This window comes from Mycobacterium sp. NGS41 (assembly GCF_059812725.1).
The window spans coordinates 95,923-120,704 of the sequence record NZ_JCALDF010000002.1; the positions used below are offsets into that span (position 1 = coordinate 95,923).

24 protein-coding genes are annotated in these 24,782 nt (G+C 65.7%); 15 read left to right on the top strand and 9 right to left on the bottom strand.

Going from position 1 to position 24,782, the window contains the following annotated elements; all coding sequences use genetic code 11:
• The first annotated feature begins 80 nt into the window (after window positions 1-80).
• Both AC5Y21_RS02620 and AC5Y21_RS02625 read left to right on the top strand, forming a co-directional pair.
• On the top strand, window positions 81-563 hold the full coding sequence (locus AC5Y21_RS02620; RefSeq protein WP_499909133.1) for a cation:proton antiporter regulatory subunit: 483 nt from the start codon (window positions 81-83) through the stop codon (window positions 561-563).
• Window positions 564-566: 3 nt separating this feature from the next.
• Window positions 567-1,724 (top strand): cation:proton antiporter, encoded by a 1,158-nt coding sequence (locus AC5Y21_RS02625; protein ID WP_499909135.1) that lies wholly within the window; start codon window positions 567-569, stop codon window positions 1,722-1,724.
• 16 nt (window positions 1,725-1,740) lie between these two features.
• On the opposite strand, the gene AC5Y21_RS02630 is transcribed toward AC5Y21_RS02625, so the two are convergent.
• On the bottom strand, window positions 1,741-2,331 hold the full coding sequence (locus AC5Y21_RS02630; protein WP_499909137.1) for an Rv3235 family protein: 591 nt from the start codon (window positions 2,329-2,331) through the stop codon (window positions 1,741-1,743).
• A gap of 213 nt (window positions 2,332-2,544) precedes the next feature.
• On the opposite strand from AC5Y21_RS02630, the gene AC5Y21_RS02635 reads away from it, so the two are divergent.
• From AC5Y21_RS02635 to AC5Y21_RS02655, 5 genes are all read left to right on the top strand, one after another.
• Window positions 2,545-3,954: a WS/DGAT/MGAT family O-acyltransferase gene (locus tag AC5Y21_RS02635; protein WP_499909139.1), complete on the top strand. Its 1,410-nt coding sequence runs from the start codon at window positions 2,545-2,547 to the stop codon at window positions 3,952-3,954.
• A gap of 46 nt (window positions 3,955-4,000) precedes the next feature.
• Complete coding sequence (gene ppk2, locus AC5Y21_RS02640; protein ID WP_499909141.1) at window positions 4,001-4,864, top strand: polyphosphate kinase 2; 864 nt, start codon at window positions 4,001-4,003, stop codon at window positions 4,862-4,864.
• Window positions 4,861-5,412: a DUF6912 family protein gene (locus AC5Y21_RS02645; protein WP_499909561.1), complete on the top strand. Its 552-nt coding sequence runs from the start codon at window positions 4,861-4,863 to the stop codon at window positions 5,410-5,412. The genes ppk2 and AC5Y21_RS02645 overlap by 4 nt, the downstream gene beginning before the upstream one ends.
• A 155-nt stretch (window positions 5,413-5,567) precedes the next feature.
• Window positions 5,568-6,710, top strand: a complete 1,143-nt coding sequence (locus tag AC5Y21_RS02650; protein WP_499909143.1) for a ferredoxin reductase — start codon at window positions 5,568-5,570, stop codon at window positions 6,708-6,710.
• Window positions 6,711-6,800: 90 nt separating this feature from the next.
• Window positions 6,801-8,078 carry a fatty acid desaturase family protein gene (locus AC5Y21_RS02655; protein WP_499909144.1) on the top strand — a complete coding sequence of 426 codons (1,278 nt, stop codon included), beginning with the start codon at window positions 6,801-6,803 and terminating at the stop codon, window positions 8,076-8,078.
• 69 nt (window positions 8,079-8,147) lie between these two features.
• Here the strand turns inward: AC5Y21_RS02655 and AC5Y21_RS02660 are convergent, their stop codons facing one another.
• Window positions 8,148-8,654 carry a DUF302 domain-containing protein gene (locus tag AC5Y21_RS02660; protein WP_499909146.1) on the bottom strand — a complete coding sequence of 169 codons (507 nt, stop codon included), beginning with the start codon at window positions 8,652-8,654 and terminating at the stop codon, window positions 8,148-8,150.
• A gap of 14 nt (window positions 8,655-8,668) precedes the next feature.
• Window positions 8,669-9,844 carry a thiolase family protein gene (locus AC5Y21_RS02665; protein WP_499909148.1) on the bottom strand — a complete coding sequence of 392 codons (1,176 nt, stop codon included), beginning with the start codon at window positions 9,842-9,844 and terminating at the stop codon, window positions 8,669-8,671.
• Between the two features lie 88 nt (window positions 9,845-9,932).
• On the opposite strand from AC5Y21_RS02665, the gene AC5Y21_RS02670 reads away from it, so the two are divergent.
• Window positions 9,933-10,400, top strand: coding sequence for a winged helix-turn-helix transcriptional regulator (locus AC5Y21_RS02670; protein ID WP_499909150.1), 468 nt, complete (start codon window positions 9,933-9,935; stop codon window positions 10,398-10,400).
• A 78-nt stretch (window positions 10,401-10,478) separates the two neighbouring features.
• Here the strand turns inward: AC5Y21_RS02670 and rsgA are convergent, their stop codons facing one another.
• Complete coding sequence (gene rsgA, locus AC5Y21_RS02675; RefSeq protein WP_499909152.1) at window positions 10,479-11,471, bottom strand: ribosome small subunit-dependent GTPase A; 993 nt, start codon at window positions 11,469-11,471, stop codon at window positions 10,479-10,481.
• Window positions 11,468-12,754, bottom strand: a complete 1,287-nt coding sequence (gene aroA / locus AC5Y21_RS02680; RefSeq protein WP_499909154.1) for a 3-phosphoshikimate 1-carboxyvinyltransferase — start codon at window positions 12,752-12,754, stop codon at window positions 11,468-11,470. The genes rsgA and aroA overlap by 4 nt, the downstream gene beginning before the upstream one ends.
• 53 nt (window positions 12,755-12,807) lie before the next feature.
• On the opposite strand from aroA, the gene AC5Y21_RS02685 reads away from it, so the two are divergent.
• The 3 genes from AC5Y21_RS02685 to AC5Y21_RS02695 all read left to right on the top strand — a co-directional run bounded on the left by AC5Y21_RS02685 (window position 12,808) and on the right by AC5Y21_RS02695 (window position 15,426).
• Window positions 12,808-13,572 (top strand): SOS response-associated peptidase, encoded by a 765-nt coding sequence (locus AC5Y21_RS02685; RefSeq protein ID WP_499909156.1) that lies wholly within the window; start codon window positions 12,808-12,810, stop codon window positions 13,570-13,572.
• Window positions 13,573-13,718: 146 nt separating this feature from the next.
• Window positions 13,719-14,456: an alpha/beta fold hydrolase gene (locus AC5Y21_RS02690; protein WP_499909158.1), complete on the top strand. Its 738-nt coding sequence runs from the start codon at window positions 13,719-13,721 to the stop codon at window positions 14,454-14,456.
• 103 nt (window positions 14,457-14,559) lie between these two features.
• On the top strand, window positions 14,560-15,426 hold the full coding sequence (locus AC5Y21_RS02695; protein ID WP_499909160.1) for a 3-hydroxyacyl-CoA dehydrogenase family protein: 867 nt from the start codon (window positions 14,560-14,562) through the stop codon (window positions 15,424-15,426).
• Between the two features lie 419 nt (window positions 15,427-15,845).
• On the opposite strand, the gene AC5Y21_RS02700 is transcribed toward AC5Y21_RS02695, so the two are convergent.
• Together AC5Y21_RS02700 and AC5Y21_RS02705 are read right to left on the bottom strand one after the other, a co-directional pair.
• Complete coding sequence (locus AC5Y21_RS02700; protein ID WP_499909162.1) at window positions 15,846-16,460, bottom strand: TetR/AcrR family transcriptional regulator; 615 nt, start codon at window positions 16,458-16,460, stop codon at window positions 15,846-15,848.
• 3 nt (window positions 16,461-16,463) lie between these two features.
• Window positions 16,464-17,234 (bottom strand): SDR family NAD(P)-dependent oxidoreductase, encoded by a 771-nt coding sequence (locus AC5Y21_RS02705; protein WP_499909563.1) that lies wholly within the window; start codon window positions 17,232-17,234, stop codon window positions 16,464-16,466.
• Window positions 17,235-17,285: 51 nt separating this feature from the next.
• Between AC5Y21_RS02705 and AC5Y21_RS02710 the strand changes: the two genes are divergently transcribed.
• Genes AC5Y21_RS02710 through AC5Y21_RS02725 form a run of 4 tightly spaced genes read left to right on the top strand, consistent with a single transcriptional unit; the run spans window position 17,286 to window position 21,510 of the window.
• Entirely contained in the window at window positions 17,286-18,551 is a 1,266-nt protein-coding gene (locus AC5Y21_RS02710; RefSeq protein ID WP_499909164.1) for an alkyl sulfatase dimerization domain-containing protein, read from the top strand.
• On the top strand, window positions 18,548-19,309 hold the full coding sequence (locus AC5Y21_RS02715; protein ID WP_499909166.1) for an SDR family NAD(P)-dependent oxidoreductase: 762 nt from the start codon (window positions 18,548-18,550) through the stop codon (window positions 19,307-19,309). Before AC5Y21_RS02710 ends, AC5Y21_RS02715 begins: the two co-directional genes overlap by 4 nt.
• A 3-nt stretch (window positions 19,310-19,312) precedes the next feature.
• Entirely contained in the window at window positions 19,313-20,497 is a 1,185-nt protein-coding gene (locus AC5Y21_RS02720; RefSeq protein ID WP_499909168.1) for a sulfotransferase family protein, read from the top strand.
• Between the two features lie 5 nt (window positions 20,498-20,502).
• On the top strand, window positions 20,503-21,510 hold the full coding sequence (locus AC5Y21_RS02725) for a zinc-dependent alcohol dehydrogenase (protein WP_499909565.1): 1,008 nt from the start codon (window positions 20,503-20,505) through the stop codon (window positions 21,508-21,510).
• Between the two features lie 16 nt (window positions 21,511-21,526).
• Here the strand turns inward: AC5Y21_RS02725 and AC5Y21_RS02730 are convergent, their stop codons facing one another.
• A complete protein-coding gene (locus AC5Y21_RS02730; protein WP_499909170.1) occupies window positions 21,527-22,942 on the bottom strand; it encodes a phytoene desaturase family protein in 1,416 nt (471 codons plus the stop codon).
• Window positions 22,939-24,741, bottom strand: coding sequence for a DUF3556 domain-containing protein (locus AC5Y21_RS02735; protein WP_499909172.1), 1,803 nt, complete (start codon window positions 24,739-24,741; stop codon window positions 22,939-22,941). Before AC5Y21_RS02735 ends, AC5Y21_RS02730 begins: the two co-directional genes overlap by 4 nt.
• Window positions 24,742-24,782 lie beyond the last annotated feature (41 nt).

Sequence of the window (24,782 nt, forward strand, 5' to 3'; positions counted from 1 at the left end):
CAACCCTAGCGCCGGCGCTCAGTTATGAGGTTGGCCGGTACGACTTCTATCTCGACGGCATTTCGTCAAGGATTGACCGTATGGATGTCAAGGAGGTGCTGCTGCCCGGCGTCGGCCTTCGCTACGAGTTCACCAGCCACAAAGGTGAGCGGATCGGCATCATCGCCCGGCGCGGCGGCGAATTCGAGGTCGTCCTGTATACCCGCGACGATCCCGACCGCGCGCGACCGGTCTTCCAGCTCACCGACGAAGAGGCCGACACCGTCGCCCAGATTCTGGGCGCACCGCGGATCGCTGAGCGATTCACCGAACTGACCCGCGAAGTGCCCGGGCTGGAAGCGGGTCAGGTCCACATCCTGCCGGGCAGTCCCTTCGTGAACCGGCCGTTGGGCGACACTCACGCGCGTACCCGTACCGGCTCGTCGATCGTTGCGATCGTGCGCGAGGAGGACGTACTCGCCTCCCCGGGGCCGGCCGAAATCTTGCGGGCCCGCGATGTGCTGATAGTGATCGGCACCGAGGAAGGCATCGCCGGAGTCGAGCAGATCGTCGATAAGGGCTGAACCATGCAAGTCTCGGGGGCGCTGCTGTTCCAACTCGGCGCCCTCCTGACCGCCCTTGCAGTATTCGGCGCCATCGCACGGAGATTCGCGCTTTCGCCAATACCGGTGTATTTGCTGGCGGGGCTTGCTCTCGGTAAGGGCGGCATCTTGCCGGTGGCCGCCGCCGGCGAATTCGTCACCACGGGCGCGCCCATCGGCATAGTGCTGCTGCTGCTGACCCTGGGTCTGGAGTTCTCCGCGACCGAATTCGCCAGCAGCCTGCGACACCACCTGCCGTCGGCGGCCGTCGACATCGTCCTCAACGCCACACCCGGCGCGGTCGCGGGCTGGTTGCTGGGCTTGGACGGCGTCGCAATCCTCGCGCTGGCCGGCGTCACCTACATCTCCTCGTCGGGCGTCATTGCGCGCCTGCTGGAAGACCTGCGCCGGCTCGGCAACCGCGAAACGCCGGCAGTGCTGTCGGTGCTGGTCCTCGAGGACTTCGCGATGGCGGGCTACCTGCCGCTGGTTGCGGTCCTGGCGTCGCGCGGTCACTGGCTGGACGCCGTCGGCGGGATGCTGGCCGCGGTGGGCGCTCTACTAGCCGCGTTTGCCGCGTCGTTCCACTGGGGTCATCACGTCGGCAGGCTGGTAGCTCACCCCGATTCCGAGCAGCTGCTACTGCGGGTGCTGGGAATCACGCTGATGGTGGCTGCAATGGCCGAGGCCCTGCACGCATCGGCGGCCGTGGGTGCGTTCCTGGTCGGCCTGACCCTGACCGGTGAGACGGCCAATCGGGCGCGCAAGGTACTGGGACCGTTGCGGGACTTGTTCGCCGCGATCTTTTTCCTGGCGATCGGACTTTCGGTCGACCCCAAAGAGCTGCTTCCCATGCTTCCGGTGGCGGTGGGGCTGGCCGTGATCACCACGGCGACGAAGATGCTCACCGGGATGTTCGCCGCCCGGCGCGACGACGTGGCGCGGCGCGGCCAGCTGCGAGCCGGCACGGCCCTGGTCGCCCGGGGTGAATTCTCCCTGATCATCATTGGCCTGGTCGGCACGTCGATCCCGACGGTCGCAGCCCTGGCGACGTCGTATGTGTTCATCATGGCGATCGCGGGTCCGGTGCTGGCTCGCTACACCGGCAATCCGCTGCCGGTCAGTGCCGAACCGCCGAACTAGCGACCACCAGCGCAAATCAACCAAGGTGCAGGGCGACCACCAGCCATCTGCTTCCCTTGACGGCGCGCACCCGTTCGACGCGGCAGGCGATGGCATGAACCCGGTTTCCGCGGCTGTAGGACCCGAAAACCTCGGCAGCGGTCGCCGGATCGGGGTGTCCGGCCGGCTGAAGCCGCAGCCGACGCAACACGGCCGCACCTTCGTGTTCCGGGCGCCCGGGCGCCGATCCGGCCGGCCTGGCCATCGCCTGGCCGACCGACAGCACGGAGTCGACGAGGCCGGGCGCCAACACGGGTCGCAGCTGGGCCAGCGGACGACGGCGATCGATGACTTCCAGCACTCGGCGCAGGGCGGCGTCGGCGAAGACGGCCACCTCGCCCATCGATGCCGGCATGACCGTGCTGGCGGCATCGGGTTGGCCGGCGCCCGGCGGGCCGGGCTGTCGACGCGGCGCGCTCGAGATGCGGGGCCGCAACACCCCGTGGGATGATTGCGGGCACTGCGGGACGTTTCCCGGCAAGCTTTGGCTCGGAGGCTCGTACTCCACGACGGGCACGACGGCGAAGCCGTCCCGGCGGGGTGCGCCAACGCTAGAAATGACGGTCAACGGGCACTCTCCAACTCATCGATCTCGAACGGGAGCCTGCTGGAGAGTGGCAGACGAAAGGTTTTCGGTTTTTCCGGTTGCGGGCAAATCATCGCACAACCGCGGCCGGCGCGTACCCACGCTGAAATGCTCCCGAGAAGGCGGTTACCGTGGGCGAGAACTCCGAGTAGACGCGACCGACTCACAAGGATTGACAAGGAGGACAGGGCCGCAATGGTGACCCGGTTGTCCACGGCGGACGCGTCTTTCTATCGGCTGGAGAACACGGCCACGCCGATGTATGTGGGCTCGGTCGCAATCCTGCGCCGCCCGCGCGCCGGACTGAGCTACGAAAAGCTATTGGCCACCGTCGAGCAGCGGCTCGCCCAGATACCGCGGTACCGACAGAAGGTCCGCGAAGTGAAGATCGGGATGGCCAGACCGGTGTGGATCGACGACCCCGAGTTCGACATCACCTATCACATCAGGCGGTCGGCGCTACCCTCGCCGGGCAGCGACGAGCAGCTGCACGAACTGATTGCGCGGCTGGCTGCGCGGCCGTTGGACAAGTCACGGCCGTTGTGGGAGATGTATCTCGTCGAGGGCCTGGCCAAGAACCGTATCGCCATTTACACCAAGTCACACCAGGCGCTGATCAACGGCATGACCGCGCTGGAGATCGGCCATGTCATCGCGGACCGCACCCGCCGTCCGCCGCCGTTCCCTGAGGACATCTGGATCCCGGAGCGCGACCCCGGCCACACCCGGCTGCTGCTGGGCGCGATCGGCGACTGGGTAGGCGGTCCGGGGGCGCAAATGCAAGCCGTCGGCTCCGCAATCGCCGGACTGGCAACCAACTCCGGGCAACTGATCGACACCGGTCGGCGGGTCGTCGACGTCGCGCGCACGCTGGCGCGCGGTACCGCACCGAGCAGTCCGCTCAACGCCACCGTTTCGCGCAATCGCCGGTTCACGGTCGCCCGCGGCAGTCTGGAGGACTACCGAACGGTACGGGCGCGGTATGACTGCGACGTCAACGACGTCGTACTGGCGGTCATTGCCGGTGCATTGAGCAACTGGCTGATGTCGCGTGGCGAAACCGTGGCACCGACCGCGACGATTCGCGCGATGGCGCCGCTGTCGGTCTACGCGGACGACCAGCTCGACTCGACCGGTCCGGGCCAGGCGATCAGTCAGGTCACGCCGTTCCTCGTTGACCTGCCGGTGGGGGAGGGCAATGCGGTGGTGCGGCTGTCGCAGATCGCGCATGCCACCGAATCCAACCCGACCGCCGCCAGTCTGGTCGACGCCAGGACCATCGTCACCCTGTCGGGTTTCGCGCCACCCACGTTGCACGCCATGGGTATCCGCGTGGCTACCACGTTTTCGGCGCGGCAGTTCAACCTGTTGATCACCAACGCGCCCGGTGCTCAGTCGCAGATGTACATCGCCGGCACCAAGTTGCTCGAGACCTACGCCGTGCCGCCGCTGCTGCACAACCAGGCACTGGCCATCAGCGTCACGTCGTACAACGGCATGCTGTACTTCGGCATCAACGCCGACCGCGATGCGATGGCCGATGTCGACCTGCTGCCCGGACTGTTGGGTCAAGCGCTGGACGAGCTGCTGGGAGCTTCCCGGTAGTCGTTCGGGGGGTCAAAATCGCTGCGTGGGGCTACCATTCGTTGATGTGAGCACCGTGACACGCGACGGCGCGCCGGCGAAGGCGAAGAAGAAGAAATCGGTTGCGCCGGCCAAACCGAAGATTTCCAATGATGTCTACGAGGCCGAATTATTGCGGCTGCAAACGGAATTCGTGAAGTTGCAGGAGTGGGTGCGGTATTCCGGCGCACGCATCGTGATCCTTTTCGAAGGCCGCGACGCCGCAGGCAAGGGCGGCGCGATCAAACGGATCACCGAATATCTCAGTCCGCGCATCGCTCACATCGCCGCATTGCCGGTCCCGACCGATCGCGAACGCGGGCAGTGGTACTACCAGCGTTACATCGCCCATCTGCCGGCCCGAGGCGAGATCGTGCTCTTCGATCGCTCGTGGTACAACCGCGCCGGCATCGAGAAGGTCATGGGATTCTGTACCGCGCAAGAATATGTGCTGTTCTTGCGGCAGACGCCCATCTTCGAGCAGATGCTGATCGACGACGGGATTCTGTTGCGCAAGTATTGGTTTTCGGTCTCGCCGGACGAGCAACTGCGCCGGTTCAAGGCGCGGCTCAACGATCCGCTGCGGCAATGGAAACTGAGCCCGATGGACATGGAGTCGGTGTATCGCTGGGGCGACTATTCGCGAGCCAAGGACGAGATGATGGTGCACACCGACACCCCGGTGAGCCCCTGGTATGTCGTGGAATCGGATGTCAAAAAGCACGCGCGGCTGAACATGATGAGGCACCTGCTGTCCACGATCGACTACCAGGACGTGGAGAGGCCGAACGTCAAGCTGCCGCAACGGCCGGTGGTGAGTGCCGACTACAAGCGGCCGCCGCGCGAGCTGTCGAAGTACGTCGACGACTACGCGGCTACGTTGATCGGATAATGCAGGTCTACATCCCGGCCACACTGGCCATGCTCCGGCAGCTCGTCACCGACGGCTCGTTGTCGCCGGTGAACGGCACCGCGTTCGCCGTGACGCCGGCGTTGCGCGAGTCCTATGCCGAGGGTGACGACGACGAGCTCGCCGAGGTCGCATTGCAGGAGGCGGCGCTGGCGTCCCTGCGTCTACTGGCGGCTGGTGCTGACGACGACGTCAGCGACGTCCCCGACACAAGCGGCGCCGGGGCCGCCCTGCCGCCGCGACGCGCGGTGCTCGCCGCCGAAGTCGACTTGGGCGAATGCGGGGCCAAGTACCGGCCCGACCTCGACGACGCAGTCGTTCGGCTGGGTGGGGCCGTCGCGATCGACCAGGTCATCGCCGCCTACGTCGACAATGCCGACGCCGAGCCGGCCGTCGTCGCCGCGATCGCGGTCATCGACGAGGCTGACCTGGGCGATGAGGACGCCGACCTGATCGTCGGCGACGCCCAGGATCATGACCTGGCTTGGTATGCCAACCAGGAGCTGCCATTCCTGCTCGACCTGCTGTAAACGGATCAGACACGCCAATATGTGACGCACGTCAGCGCTCGAGGGCTGGATACGGTGCCGTAAGTTACGGTACCGTAGCTTTATCCAGACGGACCTGGAACCGTCCGCGACATGAGCGGAAAGCCAAAGGCCGCGCCGTGAGCAGGAGCTTCCAGATGAGTAAGAAAACCGCATCCATTACCGCCAACGTGGTCGATACCCGGCCCGCGACCGTGGCCGGCGCCGACAGGCATCCGGGCTGGCATGCGCTGCGCAAGGTCGCTGCGCGCATCACCACGCCGCTGTTGCCGGACGACTACCTGCATCTGGCCAATCCGCTGTGGTCCGCCCGCGAATTGCGGGGCCGCATCCTGGAGGTCCGCCGCGAGACGGAAGACTCCGCCACCCTGGTCATCAAACCGGGCTGGGGCTTCAGCTTCGACTATCAGCCCGGCCAGTACATCGGGATCGGGCTGCTGGTCGACGGGCGCTGGCGCTGGCGCTCGTATTCCCTGACCTCTAGCCCGGCCAATTCCGGGCCGGCCCGAACGGTCACCATCACCGTCAAGGCGATGCCCGAAGGCTTCCTGTCCACCCACCTGGTGGCCGGTGTCGAGCCCGGGACCATCGTGCGGCTGGCCGCACCCCAGGGCAATTTCGTGCTGCCTGACCCGGCGCCGGCAGCGATTCTGTTCCTCACCGCCGGATCGGGGATTACCCCGGTGATGTCGATGCTGCGGACGTTAATGCGTCGCAACCAGATTGGCGACATCACCCACGTGCATTCGGCGCCCACCGCGGCCGACGCGATGTTCACCGCCGAACTCGCCGCGCTCGAGGTCGACCAGCCCGGCTACCGGCTGCGGGTGCGTGAAACCCGCACCGAGGGGCGGTTCGATCTGTGGCGGCTGGATGCCGAAGTGCCGGACTGGCGCGAACGCCAGACCTGGGCCTGCGGCCCGGAAGGCATGCTCAACCAGGCCGAAAAGGTGTGGTCTGCTGCGGGTATCGGCGACCGGCTGCACTTGGAGCGGTTCGCGGTGTCCAAGGCGGCGCCCGCCGGCGCCGGCGGGACGGTTACTTTCGCGCGAAGCGGCCGGAGCGTGGCCGCCGATGCCGCGACGTCCGTGATGGACGCGGGTGAGTCGGTCGGTGTGCAGATGCCGTTCGGCTGCCGGATGGGTATTTGTCAGTCGTGTGTGGTCGACTTGGTCGACGGCCACGTCCGTGATCTGCGCACTGGCCAGGAGCATGACCCCGGCACTCGCATCCAGACCTGCGTGTCCGCCGCGTCCGGCGATTGCGTCGTCGGGATTTAAAGCTACTGATTGGTAACTTACGGCATCGTAGGTTACGATGGCGTAAGTCGTACAAGGTCACCGATTGCATAACCGTAGGGAGGCAAGACGATGGCTATCACCGACGTCGACGTGTTCGCGCATTTGACGGACGCCGACATCGAAGGCCTGGCCGTTGAGCTCGACGCCATCCGCCAGGACGTTGAAGACTCGCTCGGCGAACGCGATGCCCGTTACATCCGCCGCACCATCGCCGCGCAGCGCGCACTGGAAGTCACCGGACGCCTGCTGTTGGCCGCCAGCTCACGACGCTCCGCCTGGTGGGCAGGCACCGCGACCCTGGCTGTGGCCAAGATCGTCGAGAACATGGAAATCGGCCACAACGTCATGCACGGCCAGTGGGACTGGATGAACGATCCGGAGATTCACTCCTCCACGTGGGAGTGGGACATGAGCGGGTCGTCCAAGCACTGGCGCTACACCCACAACTTCGTGCACCACAAGTACACCAACATCCTGGGCATGGACGACGACGTCGGCTACGGCATGCTGCGCGTCACCCGCGATCAGCGCTGGAAGCGCTTCAACATCTTCAATCTGGTGTGGAACACCTTGCTGGCGCTGCTGTTTGAGTGGGGTGTCGGGCTGCAGCACGTCGAGATCGGCAAGATCCTCAAGCGCCGAATGGATCACGCGGAGGCCCGCCAGCGGATCGACGAGTTCTTCGCCAAGGCCGGTCGCCAGGTAGTGAAGGACTACATTGCGTTCCCCGCACTGACCGCACTGTCACCGGGTGCGACGTACCGGTCCGCGCTGACGGCCAACGCGACGGCCAACGTGATCCGCAACGTGTGGGCCAACGCGGTGATCTTCTGCGGTCATTTTCCTGACGGCGCAGAGAAATTCACCAAGACCGACATGATCGGCGAAACCAAGGGTCAGTGGTACCTGCGGCAGATGCTGGGAAGTGCGAACTTCGAAGCCGGTCCCGCGCTGCGGTTCATGAGCGGGAACCTGTGCCACCAGATCGAGCACCACCTGTATCCCGATCTGCCGAGCAACCGGCTGGCGGAGATCTCGGTGCGGGTGCGCCAGGTGTGCGACAAGTACGACTTGCCTTACACCACAGGCTCATTCCTGGTGCAGTACGGTAAGACGTGGCGTACTTTGGCCAAGCTGTCGTTGCCGAACAAGTACTTGCGGGACAACGCCGACGATGCGCCGGAGACCCGCAGCGAGCGGATGTTCGCCGAACTGGAGCCGGGTTTCGCGGTCACCGACCCGGTGACGGGCCGGCGGCGCGGACTGAAGACCGCGATCGCCTCCGTGCGGCGCTGGCGTCGTGCCAAGCGTTCGCCGGAGGGATCGCCCGGCGACTTGGCCGCCTAGCGCCCGAACGGCGAGCGTGAAGCCGCCGCGAAAAATCTCCCGATTTTTCGCGGCGGCTTCACTTTCGCGTTAGACGACTTTCGCAGCCAGTGCGGCCAGTTTGGCGTCGAGTTGTTCCGCGGCGGCAAGCAACGCCGGGTTGTGATCGACAACCATCAGCGACGACGGCTTGACATAGGTGAGGCTGCTGTGGCCGTCGCCGGCGTCGGTCACCAGCAGCTCGACCGGGGCGAACAGACCCGCCGTCACGTCGTGCCGCAGCATGGTGATCGCGAGAAGCGGATTACCGAGAATGATGCGTATCGCTTTGCGGTCGATGCCGGCCTTGATGATCCACGCGCCGTGGTCGACCACGCCGAACAACATGAATCCGCTTGGCCCGGCGTGGGATTCGACCTCGGCTTGGTACGATTGCCAACTGTCGGCCGTCGTCGCGATATCGTCGATCGGAACAGGCCGTTCGCCGATGTCGGCCAGCAGCGCGGCGACCAGCTCGTCGTAGCTTTTCGTACTGTCGTAGCGCAATCGCACTCCGTCAAAACGGGTTTCAGTCGCTGACGTGCTTGGACTCCCCATTGCCAGGCTCCTTTCTAGCCGAGCCGTTCGATGATGGTGGCGTTGGCCATGCCGCCGCCTTCGCACATGGTCTGCAGCCCGTACCGCCCCCCGCGATGGTGCAGCGCATTGACCAATGTGGTCATGATGCGCGCGCCGCTCGCGCCCAGCGGGTGCCCGATCGCGATCGCCCCACCGTTGACGTTGGTGTTGGCCAGATCGGCGCCGGTGTCGTGCGCCCAGGCGAGTACGACGGGTGCGAACGCCTCGTTGACCTCGAACAGATCGATATCGGCCAGCGTCAGCCCAGCTCGTTGCAGCACTTTCTCGGTAGCGCGGATGACGCCGGTCAGCATGTAGAGCGGGTCGGAGCCCACCACGGTGGTCGTGTGGATGCGGGCCAGCGGCCGCAGACCCAGCTTCCTCGCGACCTCGCTGCTGGTGATCAAAACCGCGGCGCTGCCATCGGAGAGCGGCGAGGAGTTGCCCGGCGTGATCGACCAATTGATCTGCGGAAAGCGCTGTTCCATTGCGTCGCTGTAGAACGCGGGCTGAAGCGCGGCCAGTGTTTCCACCGTCGTGCCGGGCCGGATGATCTCGTCGGTGGCAAATCCGGCGATCGGGATCAGCTCGCTGTCGAAGAGCCCGTCCTTGGTGGCCGCGGCGGCCTTCTCGTGGCTGCCCGCGGAGAACTCGTCTAGTTGGGTGCGGGAAAGGCCCCAGCGGGCGGCGATCAGTTCGGCGCTGATGCCTTGCGGCACCAGGCCGTCGGGGTAGCGTCGGGTCATACCCTCGCCGAACGGGTTGCTGCCCGGCAGTACGGAGGTACCCATCGGGACGCGGCTCATCGATTCCACGCCGCCCGCGATCACCAGGTCGTATGCGCCGGCGATCACGCCGTGGGCGGCGAAGCTGATGGCCTGCTGGCTGCTGCCGCACTGTCGATCGACCGTCGTTCCGGGGACCGATTCCGGAAAACCCGCACCCAGCAACGCATTACGCGCGATGTTGGCCGCCTGGTCGCCGGCCTGGGTGACAGCGCCGGCGACGACGTCGTCGATCTGCACCGGGTCCACGCCGGTGCGGACCACCAGTTCGCGCAGACTGTGCGCCAGCAGGTCGGCCGGCAGCACGTCGTGCAGCGCGCCGCTGACCTTGCCCTTTCCGACGGGCGTGCGAACAGCGCCGACGATGACGGCGTCACGGCTCATGGCTCCTCCTTGAGCTGAGTATTGACTACTATACTCAGATATAACGCCTGGGTATACTGAACGCAACCCAGAGGGGAGAGTGATCTTCGTGACAATGCTTCAGGGCCGCCTCGCCGATCGCGACACGTGGTCGGCCGTGGGGGAGTGCGCGATCGAGAAGACGATGACGGTCGTCGGCACCAAATCCGCGATGCTGATCATGCGCGAGGCGTACTACGGCACCACCCGGTTCGACGACTTCGCTCGCCGGGTGGGCATCACCAAGGCCGCCGCCTCGGCGCGGTTGGCTGAACTGGTCGACCTCGGGCTACTGACGCGGCAGCCCTACCAGGAGCCCGGGCAGCGTAGCCGCGACGAGTATGTCCTCACCGATGCCGGCGTCGAGTTCATGCCGGTGGTCTGGGCGATGTTCCAGTGGGGGCAACGCCACCTGCCGGGGCGCCATCGTCTCCGGCTGACGCATCTGGGCTGCGAGGCCGACGCCGACGTCGAAATCCGCTGCACCAAAGGGCATCCGGTACCGCCCGACGAACTCGGCATGCGATTGGTCCGTTAGCGCCGGACATCGCGAGCGTGCGTAAATGTACGGCCTTAGCGGCGTGTCGCTGTACATCCACGCACGCTCGGCAGGCCGCTAGGTCTCGCGCAGCACAGCCAGCAGCCGCCGGGCCGCTGCGACTCGGCGCTCGGCGGGCCCGGAAAGGGTGTCCAGCGCGCACTCGGGGTCGGCCGGTGGTCCCATGTGCCCGCAGCCGCGCGGGCAGTCTTGGATCGTCTCGGCCAGATCCGAGAAGGCCATCAGCACGTCGTCGGGTTCGATATGGGCCAGCCCGAACGAGCGGATCCCCGGGGTGTCGATCACCCAGCCTTCCGGAAGCCCGGGGCTCCCCAGGGGAAGAGCCACCGACTGCGTCGAAGTGTGCCGGCCGCGGCCGATTTCAGTCACCTCACCGACGGCGCGATCGGCTTCGGGCACAAGGCGATTCACCAGCGTCGACTTGCCGACCCCGGAGTGGCCCAGCAGCACGGTCGTTTTGTCGGCAAGCAGGTCTGCCACCGCCAGCAGCGGGTCGTCGACGCCGGCCGCGACCACCGTCAAGTCGAGGTCGGCGAACTGCTCGCCGAACGGTTCGGGCGGCGCGAGGTCCGTCTTGGTCAGGCACAGTATGGGCGCCAGCCCGCCGGCGTAGGCGGCGATCAGCGTCCGGTCGACCAGGCCGGTGCGGGGCGGCGGGTCGGCCAGCGCCACCACGATCAACAGCTGGTCGGCGTTGGCGACCACGACTCGCTCGGTCGGGTCGGTGTCATCGGCGGTGCGCCGCAACACGGTTCGCCGCGGGCCCCGCCGCACGATGCGGGCCAGGGTGTCGGTGCGGCCGGACAGATCGCCGACCACGTCGACGTCGTCGCCGACGACGATCGGGGTGCGGCCCAGCTCGCGCGCCCGCATGGCCGTGACCCGTCGATCGGGATCGCCGCCCAGCACACACCCCCAGCGACCGCGGTCGACGCTGACCACCATGGCGGATTCGGCGTCGGCGTGCTCGGGACGTGTCTTGGTCCTCGGTCGTGAGCCCCTGCCGGAGCGAATCTTGACGTCGGATTCGTCGTAGTCGCCGGGCCTCAAACGCCGGATCCCTTGACCATTTCGGCCCACAGCCGCGGGAACTCCGGCAGCGTCTTGGTGGTGGCGGCGATGTCGTCCACGTCGACTCCCGCGACCCGCAGCCCGACGATGGCCCCGGCCATCGCCATCCGGTGATCGGCATAGGCTCGCCAGGTGCCGGACCCCAGCGGTGTCGCTGTGATCACCAAACCGTCCGCGGTTTCCTGGCAGTTGCCGCCCAGCCGGTTGATCTCGGTGCTCAGCGCGGCGAGCCGGTCGGTTTCATGGCCGCGCAGATGGGCGATACCGGTCAGCCTTGACACCGATCTCGGGGTAGCCAGCGCGGCGAGCGCCGCTACCGACGGCGTGAGCTCCCCGACGGCGCGGAGGTCGACGTCAAACCCCTCGTAAGCCGCCGATCCGCGCACCTCTAGATATGAAGCAGTCTGGACGACAACGGAATTCAGTTTGCGCAGGATATCCAGGATGTGGTCGGCGGGTTGGACGCTGGTCGCCGGCCAGCCGGTGATGCGCACGGTACCGCCGGTGACCACGGCCGCCGACAGGAAGGCGACGGCGTTGGTCAGGTCCGGTTCGACGTCCCAGTGCCGGGCCGCGACCGTTCCCGCGCGCACCTGCCAGCGGTTAGCGGCCGAGTCGTCGACGTCGACGCCGGCCTGCCGCAGCATCGCCACCGTCATCGCGATGTGCGGGGCCGACGGCAGCGACGGGCCGGTGTGTTGCACGGTCAGGCCTTCGGCGAAGGACGCCCCGCACAGCAGCAGGCCCGACACGAACTGCGACGACGCCGACGCGTCGATGGCCACCGTGCCGCCGGCGACCGATCCGCTGCCCTGAACCCGGAACGGCAGCCCCGTCCCGTCGACGGGAACACCCAGACCGCGCAGTGCGTCCAGCAGCGGTGCGATGGGCCGGGCCCGGGCCTGCTCGTCACCGTCGAAGGTGACCGGAACGGCGCTCAATGCGGCCAGCGGCGGAACGAAACGCAACACCGTGCCCGCCAGGCCGCAGTCCACGCGTGCGTCGGGGCCGGGTTGGATTCGTCCGCTCACCGTCAGCTCGGATGCATCCCCGTCGACGCGTAGGCCCAGGGTCCGCAAGGCCCCGATCATCAGGTCGGTGTCCCGGCTGCGCAGCGCGCCGGAGATGGTCGGCGTGCCTTGGCCCTGGGCTGCTGATAGCCCCGCGAGCACCAGCGCCCGGTTGGTCTGGGATTTCGAGCCTGGCACGGTCACCGTCGCGTAGACAGGGGTCGGCGCGATCGGTGCCGGCCATGTGCTCATCGCTCCATCATTGCCTGTCTGAGCCTGTCGGATAGATCTGACACCATGGAGTCATGTGTGGACGGTTCGCAGTCACGACGGATCCGGCCCTGTTGGCCCAGAAAATCAAGGCCATCGACGAGGCCACCGGCGCTTCCGATAGGGCCTCGGCGCCCAACTACAACGTGGCGCCCACCAACACCATCGCGACCGTGGTATCGCGGCACAGCGAGCGCGACGACGAGCCGACTCGCCGGGTGCGGCTGATGCGCTGGGGGTTGATTCCGCCATGGGTCAAGGCCGGTCCCGACGGTGCCCCGGACAACAAGGGCCCCCTGCTGATCAACGCCCGCGCCGACAAGGTCGCCACCTCACCGGCGTTCCGGAGCTCGGCGAAGAGCAAACGTTGCCTGGTCCCGATGGACGGCTGGTATGAGTGGCGAGCCAACCCCGATGCGCCAGCTGGAAAGAAGTCCGCCAAGACGGCGTTTTTCATGCACCGCGACGACGGCGAACTGCTCTGCATGGCCGGCTTGTGGTCGGTGTGGAAGCCGGCAAAAGATGCTGAACCGCTGTTGAGCTGCACAATCATCACCACCGATGCGGCGGGAGAGCTGGCCGGAATCCACGACCGGATGCCGCTGGTGGTGGGCGAGAACGATTGGGATGCCTGGCTGAATCCGGATGCCCCGCTGGACGCCGAACTGCTGGCCCAACCACCGGACGTGGGCGGCATCGAGTTACGTCAGGTGTCGACACTGGTCAACAGCATCCGCAATAACGGGCCCGAGCTGCTCGAGCCCGCCGAGCCGCAGCCCGAACAGATCACGCTCTTGTAGCGGCGGCGGCACGCCCGCGCCTTTTCGCGAGCGTGCGTGTCTGTACATCGACACGCCGTATTTCGTGTACAACTGCGCACCCTCGTGCAGGGGTCATCGCGCTTTACGATGCGATCCTAGGCTCGCCGCGCTGAAGGAGGCCCGCCATGGCGCTACCCGCTCTGGTTTTAGTGCATGGGGGCGGGCTCGCCGCCGATTCATGGGAGCTGGCGGTCGCGGAGATCCACCGGTTGGCACCGGAATTACACGTGCTTGCGTCGGACCTGCCAGGGCGGCGAAACAAGCCTGGGGACCTGAGGGAGCTGACCGTTGCCGACTTTGTCGACTCGCTCGTCGGCGACATCGAGAGCGCCGCGTTGGAGGACATGGTCATTGTCGGTCATTCGATAGGAGGTATGACGCTGCCAGCACTGGCCGCCAGGCTTGGAAAAGCGCGGGTACGTGAAATGATTTTCGCCGCGGCTTTCCTTCCGCCCGAAGGCAAGTCAATTGCGGACAGCCTACCGTGGCTACTGGCGACCATCGCCCGACGATTCGTAAAACGAGGCGTGCCGAGCGAAACGCCAAGGTGGTTGGCGCGATTCGCCTACCTGAACGGAATTCCTTCGTATCGACGCCGATTCATGACCGGCAAGCTCTACGCCGAATCACTGCGCATTCTCACTGAGAATGTTTCTCGGCAAGGAATGCCGGAGGACATTCCGCGTACCTGGATTCTGACCCTGCGGGATCGCGCCATCGGTCCCAAGTTGCAACGGAAGAATATTGAGGCACTCGGCGGTGTGCAGACGCTCATAGAGATCGATACGTGTCACTGCCTAATGGTCAGCGAACCGGAACGGCTCGCCGGCATGTTGCTTGAGCGCTGTCGGCTTTACGCGTAACAGGCGCTTTGCTCGTCGTCGTTGTCTACCGACGACAACTGTCACGTCATCTTTGTCGACTAGCCACGCATGCGCGCACCCGGTCGCGACTTAGCATGCTTGTGTGACTGACAAGTACATCTACACCTTTGAAGACATCCAGAACCGCCCGGTCGCGGTAATCGGGGCGGGAACCCTGGGCCGCCGTATTGCGCTGATGCTCGCCAGTCGCGGTGGAACCGTGCGGATTTACGCACGCCGAGCCGAGCAGCGCGCCGAGGCCACGCAGTACGTGACCGATAATCTGCCAAGTTTGTTGCAGGACAGAGGATTCGGCGAGCTAGGCACCGCGATCGGAACGGGGTCGCTCGAGGAGGCATTAGACAGCAGCTGGCTTGCCGTCGAATCCGTCCCCGAACGGCTCGACATCAAGATCCCGCTGTGGGGCGAGATCGACCGGGCGGCCCCGGCGGACACCATTTTCGCGACCAACTCGTCGTCGTTCCCGTCGCGACTGATGGCCGAAAACGTCCGCGACAAAACACGTTTGTGCAACACACATTTCTACATGCCACCGCAATTCAACGCCCTCGACCTGATGTCCGACGGCCAGACCGACCGCGGCTTGCTGGACACCCTGCTGGCTGTCCTGCCTGAGTTCGGCGTGCACCCCTTCGAGGCACGCAAGGAGTGCACCGGCTTCATCTTCAATCGGGTCTGGGCCGCCATCAAGCGGGAATGCATCGCCGTCGTTGCCGAGGGCGTGGCCCGGCCCGAGGATGTCGACGGGATGTTCAAGGTGAACTGGCGCGTGCCGGCCGGGCCGTTCCAAATGATGGACATCGTCGGCTTGGACGTCGTGCTCGACATCGAAAACCACTACGCCGAGGAGTTCCCGTACCTCCCAGAGAGTGTGCGGGATCTGTTGCAGGAGTATGTCGATGCGGGCAAGTTGGGCATCAAGTCCGGCGAGGGCTTCTACACCTATTAGGGCGAGCAGACGCAAAAGCACCCGCACGCCCGGCGTGTCGGGTGCTTTTGCGTCTGCTCGCCGTCCTGAGCCGCGGTCCTAACCGTTGCTGAGAACCAAGCGCCAGTTGCTCCTATTTTGCGGATCCGGAACACACCAGAAGCTGGTCCAATTAAACGGCGGCGTCGAGGCTTTCACGCCGGGCCCGGCGTTCTGACAAGCCTGGTGAGACGGGTAGGTGCCCTCGGTCTGCAGCGTGTCGGCGTTGCTGATGCCTACCCCGGTCGTCACCAACCCCGCAACAGCCAGCACACCCGCGGCGACACATTTGGAAATCGATCGCTTCATGTCCGTCCAATCCTCGTGCGGTGCTCCAGCGTGGAGATACGGCAATAACGTTAGGTCTAGTCGGGCGACTACACAGCGTTTTCGGCGAGACGCTATGCCTGCTGCAGCAACACCGCGGCGGCGACCGCCTCCAGTAGGCGGCTGAGTTGCTGGGCGCTGTTGATGGTGCGGTCCCCCATGGCGAGCCGGGAGAACACACCCGCGATAAATGTGGTCACGGCCGTGGTCTGCGCGGCAAGCAGGTCGGCGTCACCGGTGCCCGGCTGCAGATGGGCAATGGCGTCCTGAGCCATGCCGATGATCCGGCCGACGAAAGTTTGTGACGTCGCCGCGAGATCGGGGTCACGCGCGGCGCCTAACAGCAACTCCTGGCGCGCCCGGTTCAGCACCAGACCGGGTCCGTCGGCCTGCATCATGGTGAGCTCTGCGAGGTGCGCGAACGGCGAATCCAGGTCGAGCGGCTCGTCGATCACCGAACGCAGGTTGGCGGTGTCGATTTCGGCGACACGCTTGCCGACCCCGCGCAGCAGGGCGGCGCGGGTGCGGTAGTAGTACGACGTGGTGCCCTCGGGGACTTTGGCGTAACGGTCGACCTGGCCGTGCGTGAGCCCACGAGATCCGTGCTCGGCCAGCACTTGGATTGCCGCGTCGCACAATTCGCGCCGACGGGCGTCGCCGTCGCGTTTCCGTGGAGTGTCGATGGCCATGGGTCAGCGCAGAACCGTGCCGCCGTCGATGTTGACGACCTGGCCGTTGATCCACCCGCCTTCGTCAGACAGCAGGAAGGCGACCAACGACGCGACATCTTCAGGATCGCCGACGCGAGTACCGCGAATACGTTTCAGCGCGCCGGCCTGCAGCTGCTCCCACTGTGGAACCGAGCGGATGGCCTCGGTCGCGGTAAACCCGGGTGCGACGGCATTGCAGCGGATACCTTCCTTTCCCCACCGCGAGGCGACATGTCTTGTGAGCGCGCCGATTCCGGCCTTCGCGGTGGCGTACGCAGGGCGAGCCGGCTCGCCCTGGAACGCCGCCGCCGAGGACATGTTGACAATCGCACCGCCACCGCGTTCCAGCATTCTCGGGATCGCGTATTTCATGGCGGCCACGTATCCGCGCAGATTCACTGCCATCACGCGGTCCCACACCCCGAAATCGATATCGACCACGTCGGAATCGTCGCGCAACACCCCCATGTCCGCACCGACGTTGAACAGCATGTCGACTCCGTCGTAGGTAGCGGCAGCGGTGTCGATCAGCCCGGCAACCGACTCGGTGTCGGCCAGGTCGAAGCCGACGTGCGATGCCACCCCGCCCGCCGCGACGATGCGCGCAGCCGTGTGCTGAGCGGCGTCCACGGCGACGTCGCCGACAATCACCCGGCAGCCTTCCGCGCCGAGCCGAGCGGCGGTCGCCGCGCCGATGCCGGTCGCGCCGCCGACCACGACCGCAACCTTGTCTGCCAGACCGCGTAGTCCCATGGCTCCCATGAATCTTGACATTACCTCTAGAACTATAGAGGATCGCGTGTCATGGCTGGGATTTATCGCGAGCGTCCCGGAGCCGACGACCTCGCAGCCGCGACCGGTGCCGCCGCGACGCCCCTGGGCAACGACATCTGGATGTCGCCCGGCGTTTCCAACGCCTACGCGGTAGCCACCGATGACGGTCGCGTCCTCGTCAACGCGGGGCTGGTGTTCGAGGGACCATTGCACCGCAAGGCGTTCGCCGATATCCCCGGCCCCACCCGTGCCATCGTCGTCACCCAGGGGCACGCCGATCATTGGGGCGGGGTCAACTCGCTGCGCGAAAACGGCACCGACCGTCGAACCGACATAGTCATGCACCGCAACTACCGGTATTGGCGCGACGACAACGAACGTCTCATGGGGTACCGCGTACCCAAAACGGCGTTCGCCTTCCAAAAGTTCTCCGACGCGTTCCTCGAGCATTTCCAGACTCAAGGTCCAGCGGACCCCACCACCTTTGATTTTTCGTTTCCCGAGCCGACCACGACGTTCGACCACCGCCACGAGATGACAGTCGGCGGACGCCATTTCGAACTTTCGTGGACGCCCGGCGGTGAAACCACCGACGCGATCGTAGTATGGCTGCCAGAAGACCGAATACTATTCAGCGGCAACATGTTCGGGCCGTTGTTCGGCCATGTGCCGAATCTGATGACCATCCGCGGCGACCGCTACCGCGATCCGATTCTCTACATCGAGTCGTTGAACACAGTGCTGGCCTACGGACCCGAGAAGATCATCACCGGCCACTTCGCCCCGATCGAGGGGGCCGATCGCATCGCCGAGGAGGTCACCGCGATGCGCGACGCGATGCAGGCCGTGCACGATCGCACCGTCGAACTGATGAACTCCGGCGCCGACCTGTACACCGCGATGCGCGAGGTCAGCGTGCCCGACCAGCTCGACATCGGCGAAGGCTACGGCAAGACTTCGTGGAACGTGCGCGCGATCTGGGAGATGTACACCGGCTGGTTCCATCACTGCTCGACTACCGAACTCTATGGTGTGGCGCCGAATTCCATTGCGGGGGAGGTGGTCAACGCCGCCGGAGCCGACGCGCTCGTCGACGCGGCGCGCACACATGTCGCCGGTGGACGTCCAGTGGAAGCCCTGCATCTCACCGACCTCGTCCTTGAGGCCGACCCCACCCACCCCGCGGCGCGTGCGGTGGCCGCCGACGCCCACGAGGCGCTGCTGGACGGCACGGATAACTTCTGGGAAAAGGCGTGGCTCAGGAAATCGATCAACGAATTGAGAGACACCGAATGACCGTCCAAAACAACAGCGTCACCTTCGACTTCACCGGCACCAACGTGCTCGTCACGGGTGGCACCAGCGGCATCGGGTACGCGATCGCCGGCGATTTCGCCAAGGCCGGTGCTGCCGTCACGGTCACCGGTACCCGGGCGTCGGCCGCGGACTATCCCGAAACCGACCTGAGCGCACTGCAATTCCGGCAGTGCCAGATGTCGGACACCGCCGCCATCGATGCATTGGCGGCATCCCTGGGCGAGCTCGACGTTCTGGTCAACAACGCCGGCGGACCCTATGCGGCGCACAAGGACGAATGGGATCCCGACGGCTACGCCGGGTCGGTGGCGGTCAACATGTTCGCGCACATGCGCCTGACCATGGCGTGTCACGAGCGGCTCAAGGCGAGCACCGCCGCCGGGGGCGCCAGTGTGGTCACCATCGCGTCGATGTCCGCCTTCGTGTCCGCGGTCAATGTGCCGGCCTATAGCTCCTCGAAAGCCGGGATGGTGGCCTTCACCAAGAACCTGGCGCGGCGCTGGGTCGACGACGGGATCCGCGTCAACGCCGTGGCTCCCGGATTGATCGACACCCGGATGACGCACCCTGTGCTGTCCATTCCGGAGCTACTCGAGCCCGAAATGCGCCATACGCCGCTGGGCAGGATGGGCCTGCCGGACGAAGTCGCACCCGCGGTGCTGTTCCTGTGCACCGACGCGGCTCGTTACATCACCGGCACCACCGTCGCGGTCGACGGCGGATATTTGACGGTCTGAGCCATGGGCGAATACGACGAAGTCGCAACCGCGGATGACGTCCTCAAGCTGGCCGCCCATCGCACCGGCCTCACCGAGATCGACTCGGACTCTTGGCGGGACGGCCTGACGATCATCGTCGACGAAGTCAACGGCTCGTCGGCGTTCACCCCGTTCGGTCGAGAACGCATCCTCAAAGATGCCACCGACGCGCTCGGGCGCCGCCTGCAGATGCACGACTACATTCAGACTCACCCCGAGGTGCTGGACGCGCCTGTCGAGCGGCCGCTGATAGTGCTCGGCATGCCGCGCACCGGCACCACAGTCATCAGCTACCTGCTCGACCAGGACCCGGCACGCCGATCGCTGATTCACTGGCAGTGCGTGGACCCGATCCCGCCGGCCACCACCGAAATGCTGCGCACCGATCCGCGGTGTCTGGCCCTGCTGGAAGAACAGCGGCAGATCTTGGAGCTGGTCAAGAAGGCGAATATTCCGCTGCCGCACTGGGAAGACGCCGACGGCCCCACCGAAGACATGTTCATCCACAATCAGGACTTCAAGGGACTGTCCTGGGACTCGTTCCTGTCGACCTCGCGCTACGCCGAATGGCTGTTCGACGAGGCCGACATGAGCAGCACCTACGAGTACCAGAAGCGCTACCTGCAGGTGCTGCAGTCCACCGCGCCGGGCGCGTGGAGTCTGAAGATGCCGTCGCATTCGGTGCACATCGAAGCGCTGCTGAAGGTGTTTCCCGATGCGCGGCTGGTGTGGGCGCACCGCGACCCGTACAAGGCGACGGGGTCGTTGGCCAACTTGTGGAGGCTGCCCAAGGGAATGACGCTGCATCCGGACGCCATCGACCTACAAGCCATGGGGCGGGATGCCATGTGGCAGATGCGGTATCACGTGGAGCGGCCGCTACGGGCCCGGGAGCGCATCGGTGCCGACCGCTTCTTCGACATGTACTACCACGAGATGATGCGCGACCCGATGGACGTCATACGCCGCATCTACGACTGGGCGGGCGATCCGCTCACCGCCGAAACCGAAGCACGCATGCGCAATTGGCTCGCCGAACACCCGCAGGACCGGTTCGCGCTCAACGCCTACCGCCTCGACGAATACGGCCTGACGGTGGAACAGCTCGAGCCGATCTTCACCGAGTATCTCGACACTTTCGACATCGAACTGGAATTAGCGCCTTGACCAAAATGAAAGTGTCGATGGTTACCGGTCCGGGCAGGACCGAGGTTGTCGAGGTCGACCGTCCCCAGGCTGGCCCCAACGACGTACTTGTGCGAATGCGCGCCTGTGGGATTTGCGGCTCCGACGCGTTTTACATCACCGTCGGCGGCCTTCCGCCCCGCCACGGGCACACCCCGCTGGGACACGAACCCGCGGGCGAGGTCGTCGAGGTCGGGTCGGGCGTATCCGGTGTCAGGGTCGGCGATCACGTCGTTGTCAACCCGATGGTCGCGCCCAGCGGCATCATCGGCAACGGCGGGGCCACCGGAGCGCTCGCCGACTATCTGCTCATCGAAAACGCCGTTCGCGGAACCAGTTTGGAGGTCATTCCCAGCCACGTCCCGTGGCAGGTCGCCGCGCTCAACGAGCCGATGGCCGTCGCGCGCCACGGCGTCAATCGCTGTAATCCCAAACCGTCGGACAAGGTCGTGGTGTTTGGGGCCGGGCCGATCGGGCTAGGCGCGACGCTGGCCTTCAAATCCGTTGGTGTGGCCCATGTTGTAGTTGCGGATCTGATTCCGGCTCGGCTGGACAAGGCGCTGCAGCTCGGTGCCGACGCCGTCATCAACTCCGCCGACCAGAACGTCGTGCAGCGCCTCGCCGAACTACACGGCGAGGGTAACTCGATATTCCCAGGCAAGGCCGGCACCGATATCTATCTCGACTGTGCCGGCGCTGCCGGGGCCGTCACCACGGCGTTGGCGGCCGCGCAGCGGGGCGCCACCCTGGGCATCGTCGGCGTTCATAAGGAGCCGGTGCCGGTCGAGTTCGTCAACGTGATGAGCAACGAGATCACCATCATCGGATCGATGGGCTACCCTGACGAGATCTTCGAGGTTACAAAAGATCTCGTCGCAAACTGGGAGAAGTATGCGCTGATCGTCAGCCATACCGTTCCTTTCGGCAACGTCGGCGAGGCGCTGGAGCTGGCCAGCACGCCGGGTGCTGCCGACAAAGTGGTCGTGGTTTTTTAGGGCGCGCGGGGGAGAGCTACTTCGCGAGATACTTCAGGGCGAGCTTGGCGGCGTTAACGCCACACATGCCGTGCGCGCCGGGCCCCGGCGGGGTGGCCGCCGAGCAGATGTACATGCCCGGCACGCCAAGAATGTAGGGCGACAGCGTGATTCGCGGACCGAATGTCAGCTGACGAATGTCTTTGGCGCCGGTCATGATGTCGCCGCCGACATAGTTGAGGTTGTAGTCGGCCATCTCCGTGGTCGAGCGAACAGCCTTGCCGACGATACGGTCCCGGAAACCGGGTGCGAACCGTTCGATTTGGGCGATGATGGCCTCGGTCGCGTCGCCGGTGTAACCGTTGGGCACATGCGCGTAGCTCCACACGGGGTGGATGTTGCCCACCGAGCGTTGCGGGTCGGCCAGATACTGCTGCCCGATCAGCACGAACGGCCGCTCGGGCATCCGCCCGGCATGTATCTCCCGTTCGGTCGCGGCAAGTTCGGCGTAGGTCCCGGCCAGATGCACCGTGCCGGCCCGGTGGGCGTCCGGATTTGTCCATGGCACGCCGCCCTCGACAGCGAAGTCGACTTTGAACGCACCCGGAGCCCGCCGGAATCTGGTGAACGCGCGCGAAATCCGGCGTGGTAGGCGGTCGCCCAGAATGCCGGCGACCGCGCTGGGCGCCAGATCGAACATCGTGATGTCCGCCGGCGGCAACTGCGACAACGTCTCGACCCGGACGCCCGTCTCGATCTTGCCGCCCAGTTCGCCCAGCAGCGCCACCATCGCGTTGGTGATCGACTGCGATCCACCTTCGGCCACCGCCCAGCCGTGCCGATGACCCGCCGCGATGATGCCCATCCCGATGGCCGTGGTCATCGGGTAGTGCAGCGGCCGGAAGGCATGGGCCGCAACACCTCCGAACAATGCCCGTCCCTCGCGGGTACGGAACAGCCGCGCGAACGTCGACGCGGGCAACACGGTGGGTGCCCCGAAGCGGGCCAACGCAAGCGGGTGGTGCGGCAACCGGAGCAGCGGCCCCATGATGTCGTCGCTCAACGTGTCGAACCGCGCCGCCGGGTAGCCGAACGCTAATCGCCATCGAGATCCGTCACGGCCGAGATCGGCGGCGGTCTGCTCCACCGAGCGGTACAACACGCCCGCGCTGCCGTCGTCGAGGGGGTGTACGCAATCGATCTCCGGCCAGCGCCATGACAGGCCGTACCGCTGCAGCCCGGACTCGGCGAGGAACCGCGAGCCGACAGCCATCGGGTGGATGGCCGAGCAGTGGTCGTGCAGCAGGCCGGGAACGATCGCTTCGCTGCTGCGGACACCCCCGCCGACCGTGTCGGCGGCCTCCAACACGGTGACCTGTACGCCTTCGGAGGCCAGGGAAATGGCGGCGGCGAGCCCATTCGGCCCGCCGCCCACCACCACTGCTGTGCTCATGTCAATGCTTCCTGCCTGCCGCCGCGCGGCGCCACATTCACCCCGTCGCGCAGCGACCAACTCACCTGCGTCGGGATGGGGCCATTGGGCAGCCAGGGCTGTTCGGAGACCGCGTCGGCCACCTTCCAGGTCCCGCGCTCGATGACTCCCAGGGCGGCGTCGATCAGCCGGTAGTGCTGAACGCCGCTGCCCACGGCCTCCGACTCCACCCAGGCGATGACACACTCGCCCGGCTCGAATTCGGCTTGACTCTGCACGGCTTGGATCAAGTCTTCATTGTGCAGGTGACCGTCACCGAAGTTGAACCCGATCGTAGAGTTGCATAAGAACTCGCCTTCCCGCACGGTCCGGGTGTCGATGTCGGGCAGGCGGCTGATCAGCAGCGAGAACAGACCGCGGCCCTGGCTGTGCATGGTGCGCCAGGCGATGGTCTTCTGGCAGGTGATCTCCGCCCACTGCTTTTCGTAACCGAATGCGACGAACTGGTCGACCTGATTGCCGGCCGAGCGGGTGAGCCGGTTCAGCTTTGCCTCGGCGCCCGGCGCGAACGCCCACACGGCAGATGCCCAGTTGCCGGCGTACTGCCGCAGCGACGGCAGGAAGGAGACCTTGTCCGGCCGCACGTTACCCAGCACCGGGAAGAACAGCAGAGCCGCCAGTAGCGCTGCCGTAATCCACGGCGAGGACATGTCGGTGATGTAGTAGCCCTGCCATGCGGGAAAGCCGAGGAACAAAAACACTGTGGTGTAAGCGAATACGACGTTCCACTCCAGCGGCACGGCCAGCGGGAAGGTCGAGATTATGAACAGGTGGAACCCCACCATGAGTAACGCCGCGGCCAGCGTCAGCCACTTGTTCGTGGAGAAGAACAGGATCAGCGGTGCGACGATCTCGACGAAGGTGCCGTTGATGTGCGCCATGAAGTCGGCCACCCGCGACGGCCGCATGTCGCGCGGGAAGTCGCGGTACTGCGCCCGCTTGAGCCACTTGGACGGGATGAACGGGCTGTTGCTGACCATCGGCGGAATGACGTTGGAGAAGTGCTTGCCGAACTTCGAGAAGCCGGCTCCGACCCACACCACCACGATCAGCATCTTCAGCGCAACGATCATGTCGGTGAAGGGCAGCACGGCGAAGAAGACCAGCGCCGGGAAGTATTGCTCGCCGCGGGCGGCCAGGAAGATGGTCTTGTCTCGCAGTCCGATCAGAACCAGTAGCGCGATCGGCGCCACCAGCAGCACCGGATTCACCAGCCCGGACACGTTTTCCGGCAACATCTTTGACAATGAGTCACTGTGCACCCCGGGTCGCAGCAGTGCGGCGGCCAGGCTGGTCAGCAGGGCCAGATACAGCCCGATGTCGAACCAGGTGCGCCGGTCACCGTTGGTGAACGGCACCCACTTCCACGGCCGCAGCCGAATGGTGCCCGGCCGAGCCCAGAACAGGATGCCGCCGGTCATCGGCTTGACCTTGCCGGCCAGCGGACCCCACGATCCGGCGACACCGATGGCCTCGAGCAGCACGGTCCACAAGACGACTTTCTGGTAGACGATGGGCTGGTTCCACCATTCCGTCACGTGCCAGAACGCCGGTAGCCCCGACGTCGCGGTAGCCACGGTGGTGCCGCCGATCGCGAAGAACACGACCAGCTTCACGATGTAGATCAGGTGGACCAGCCGCGGTGAGCCGAAGCCGTTTTCGGCCCAATCGGCGGCCAGGATCCGCATCCGCTCCATCAGCGGCTTGCGCAGAAACGCATCCGGATCGACGGCGGGGAGATGGGGTTGGGTGAGTGCCATGGTCTTCGCTCCTATGGTTGTGCTGACCCCTCGGTCGAAAA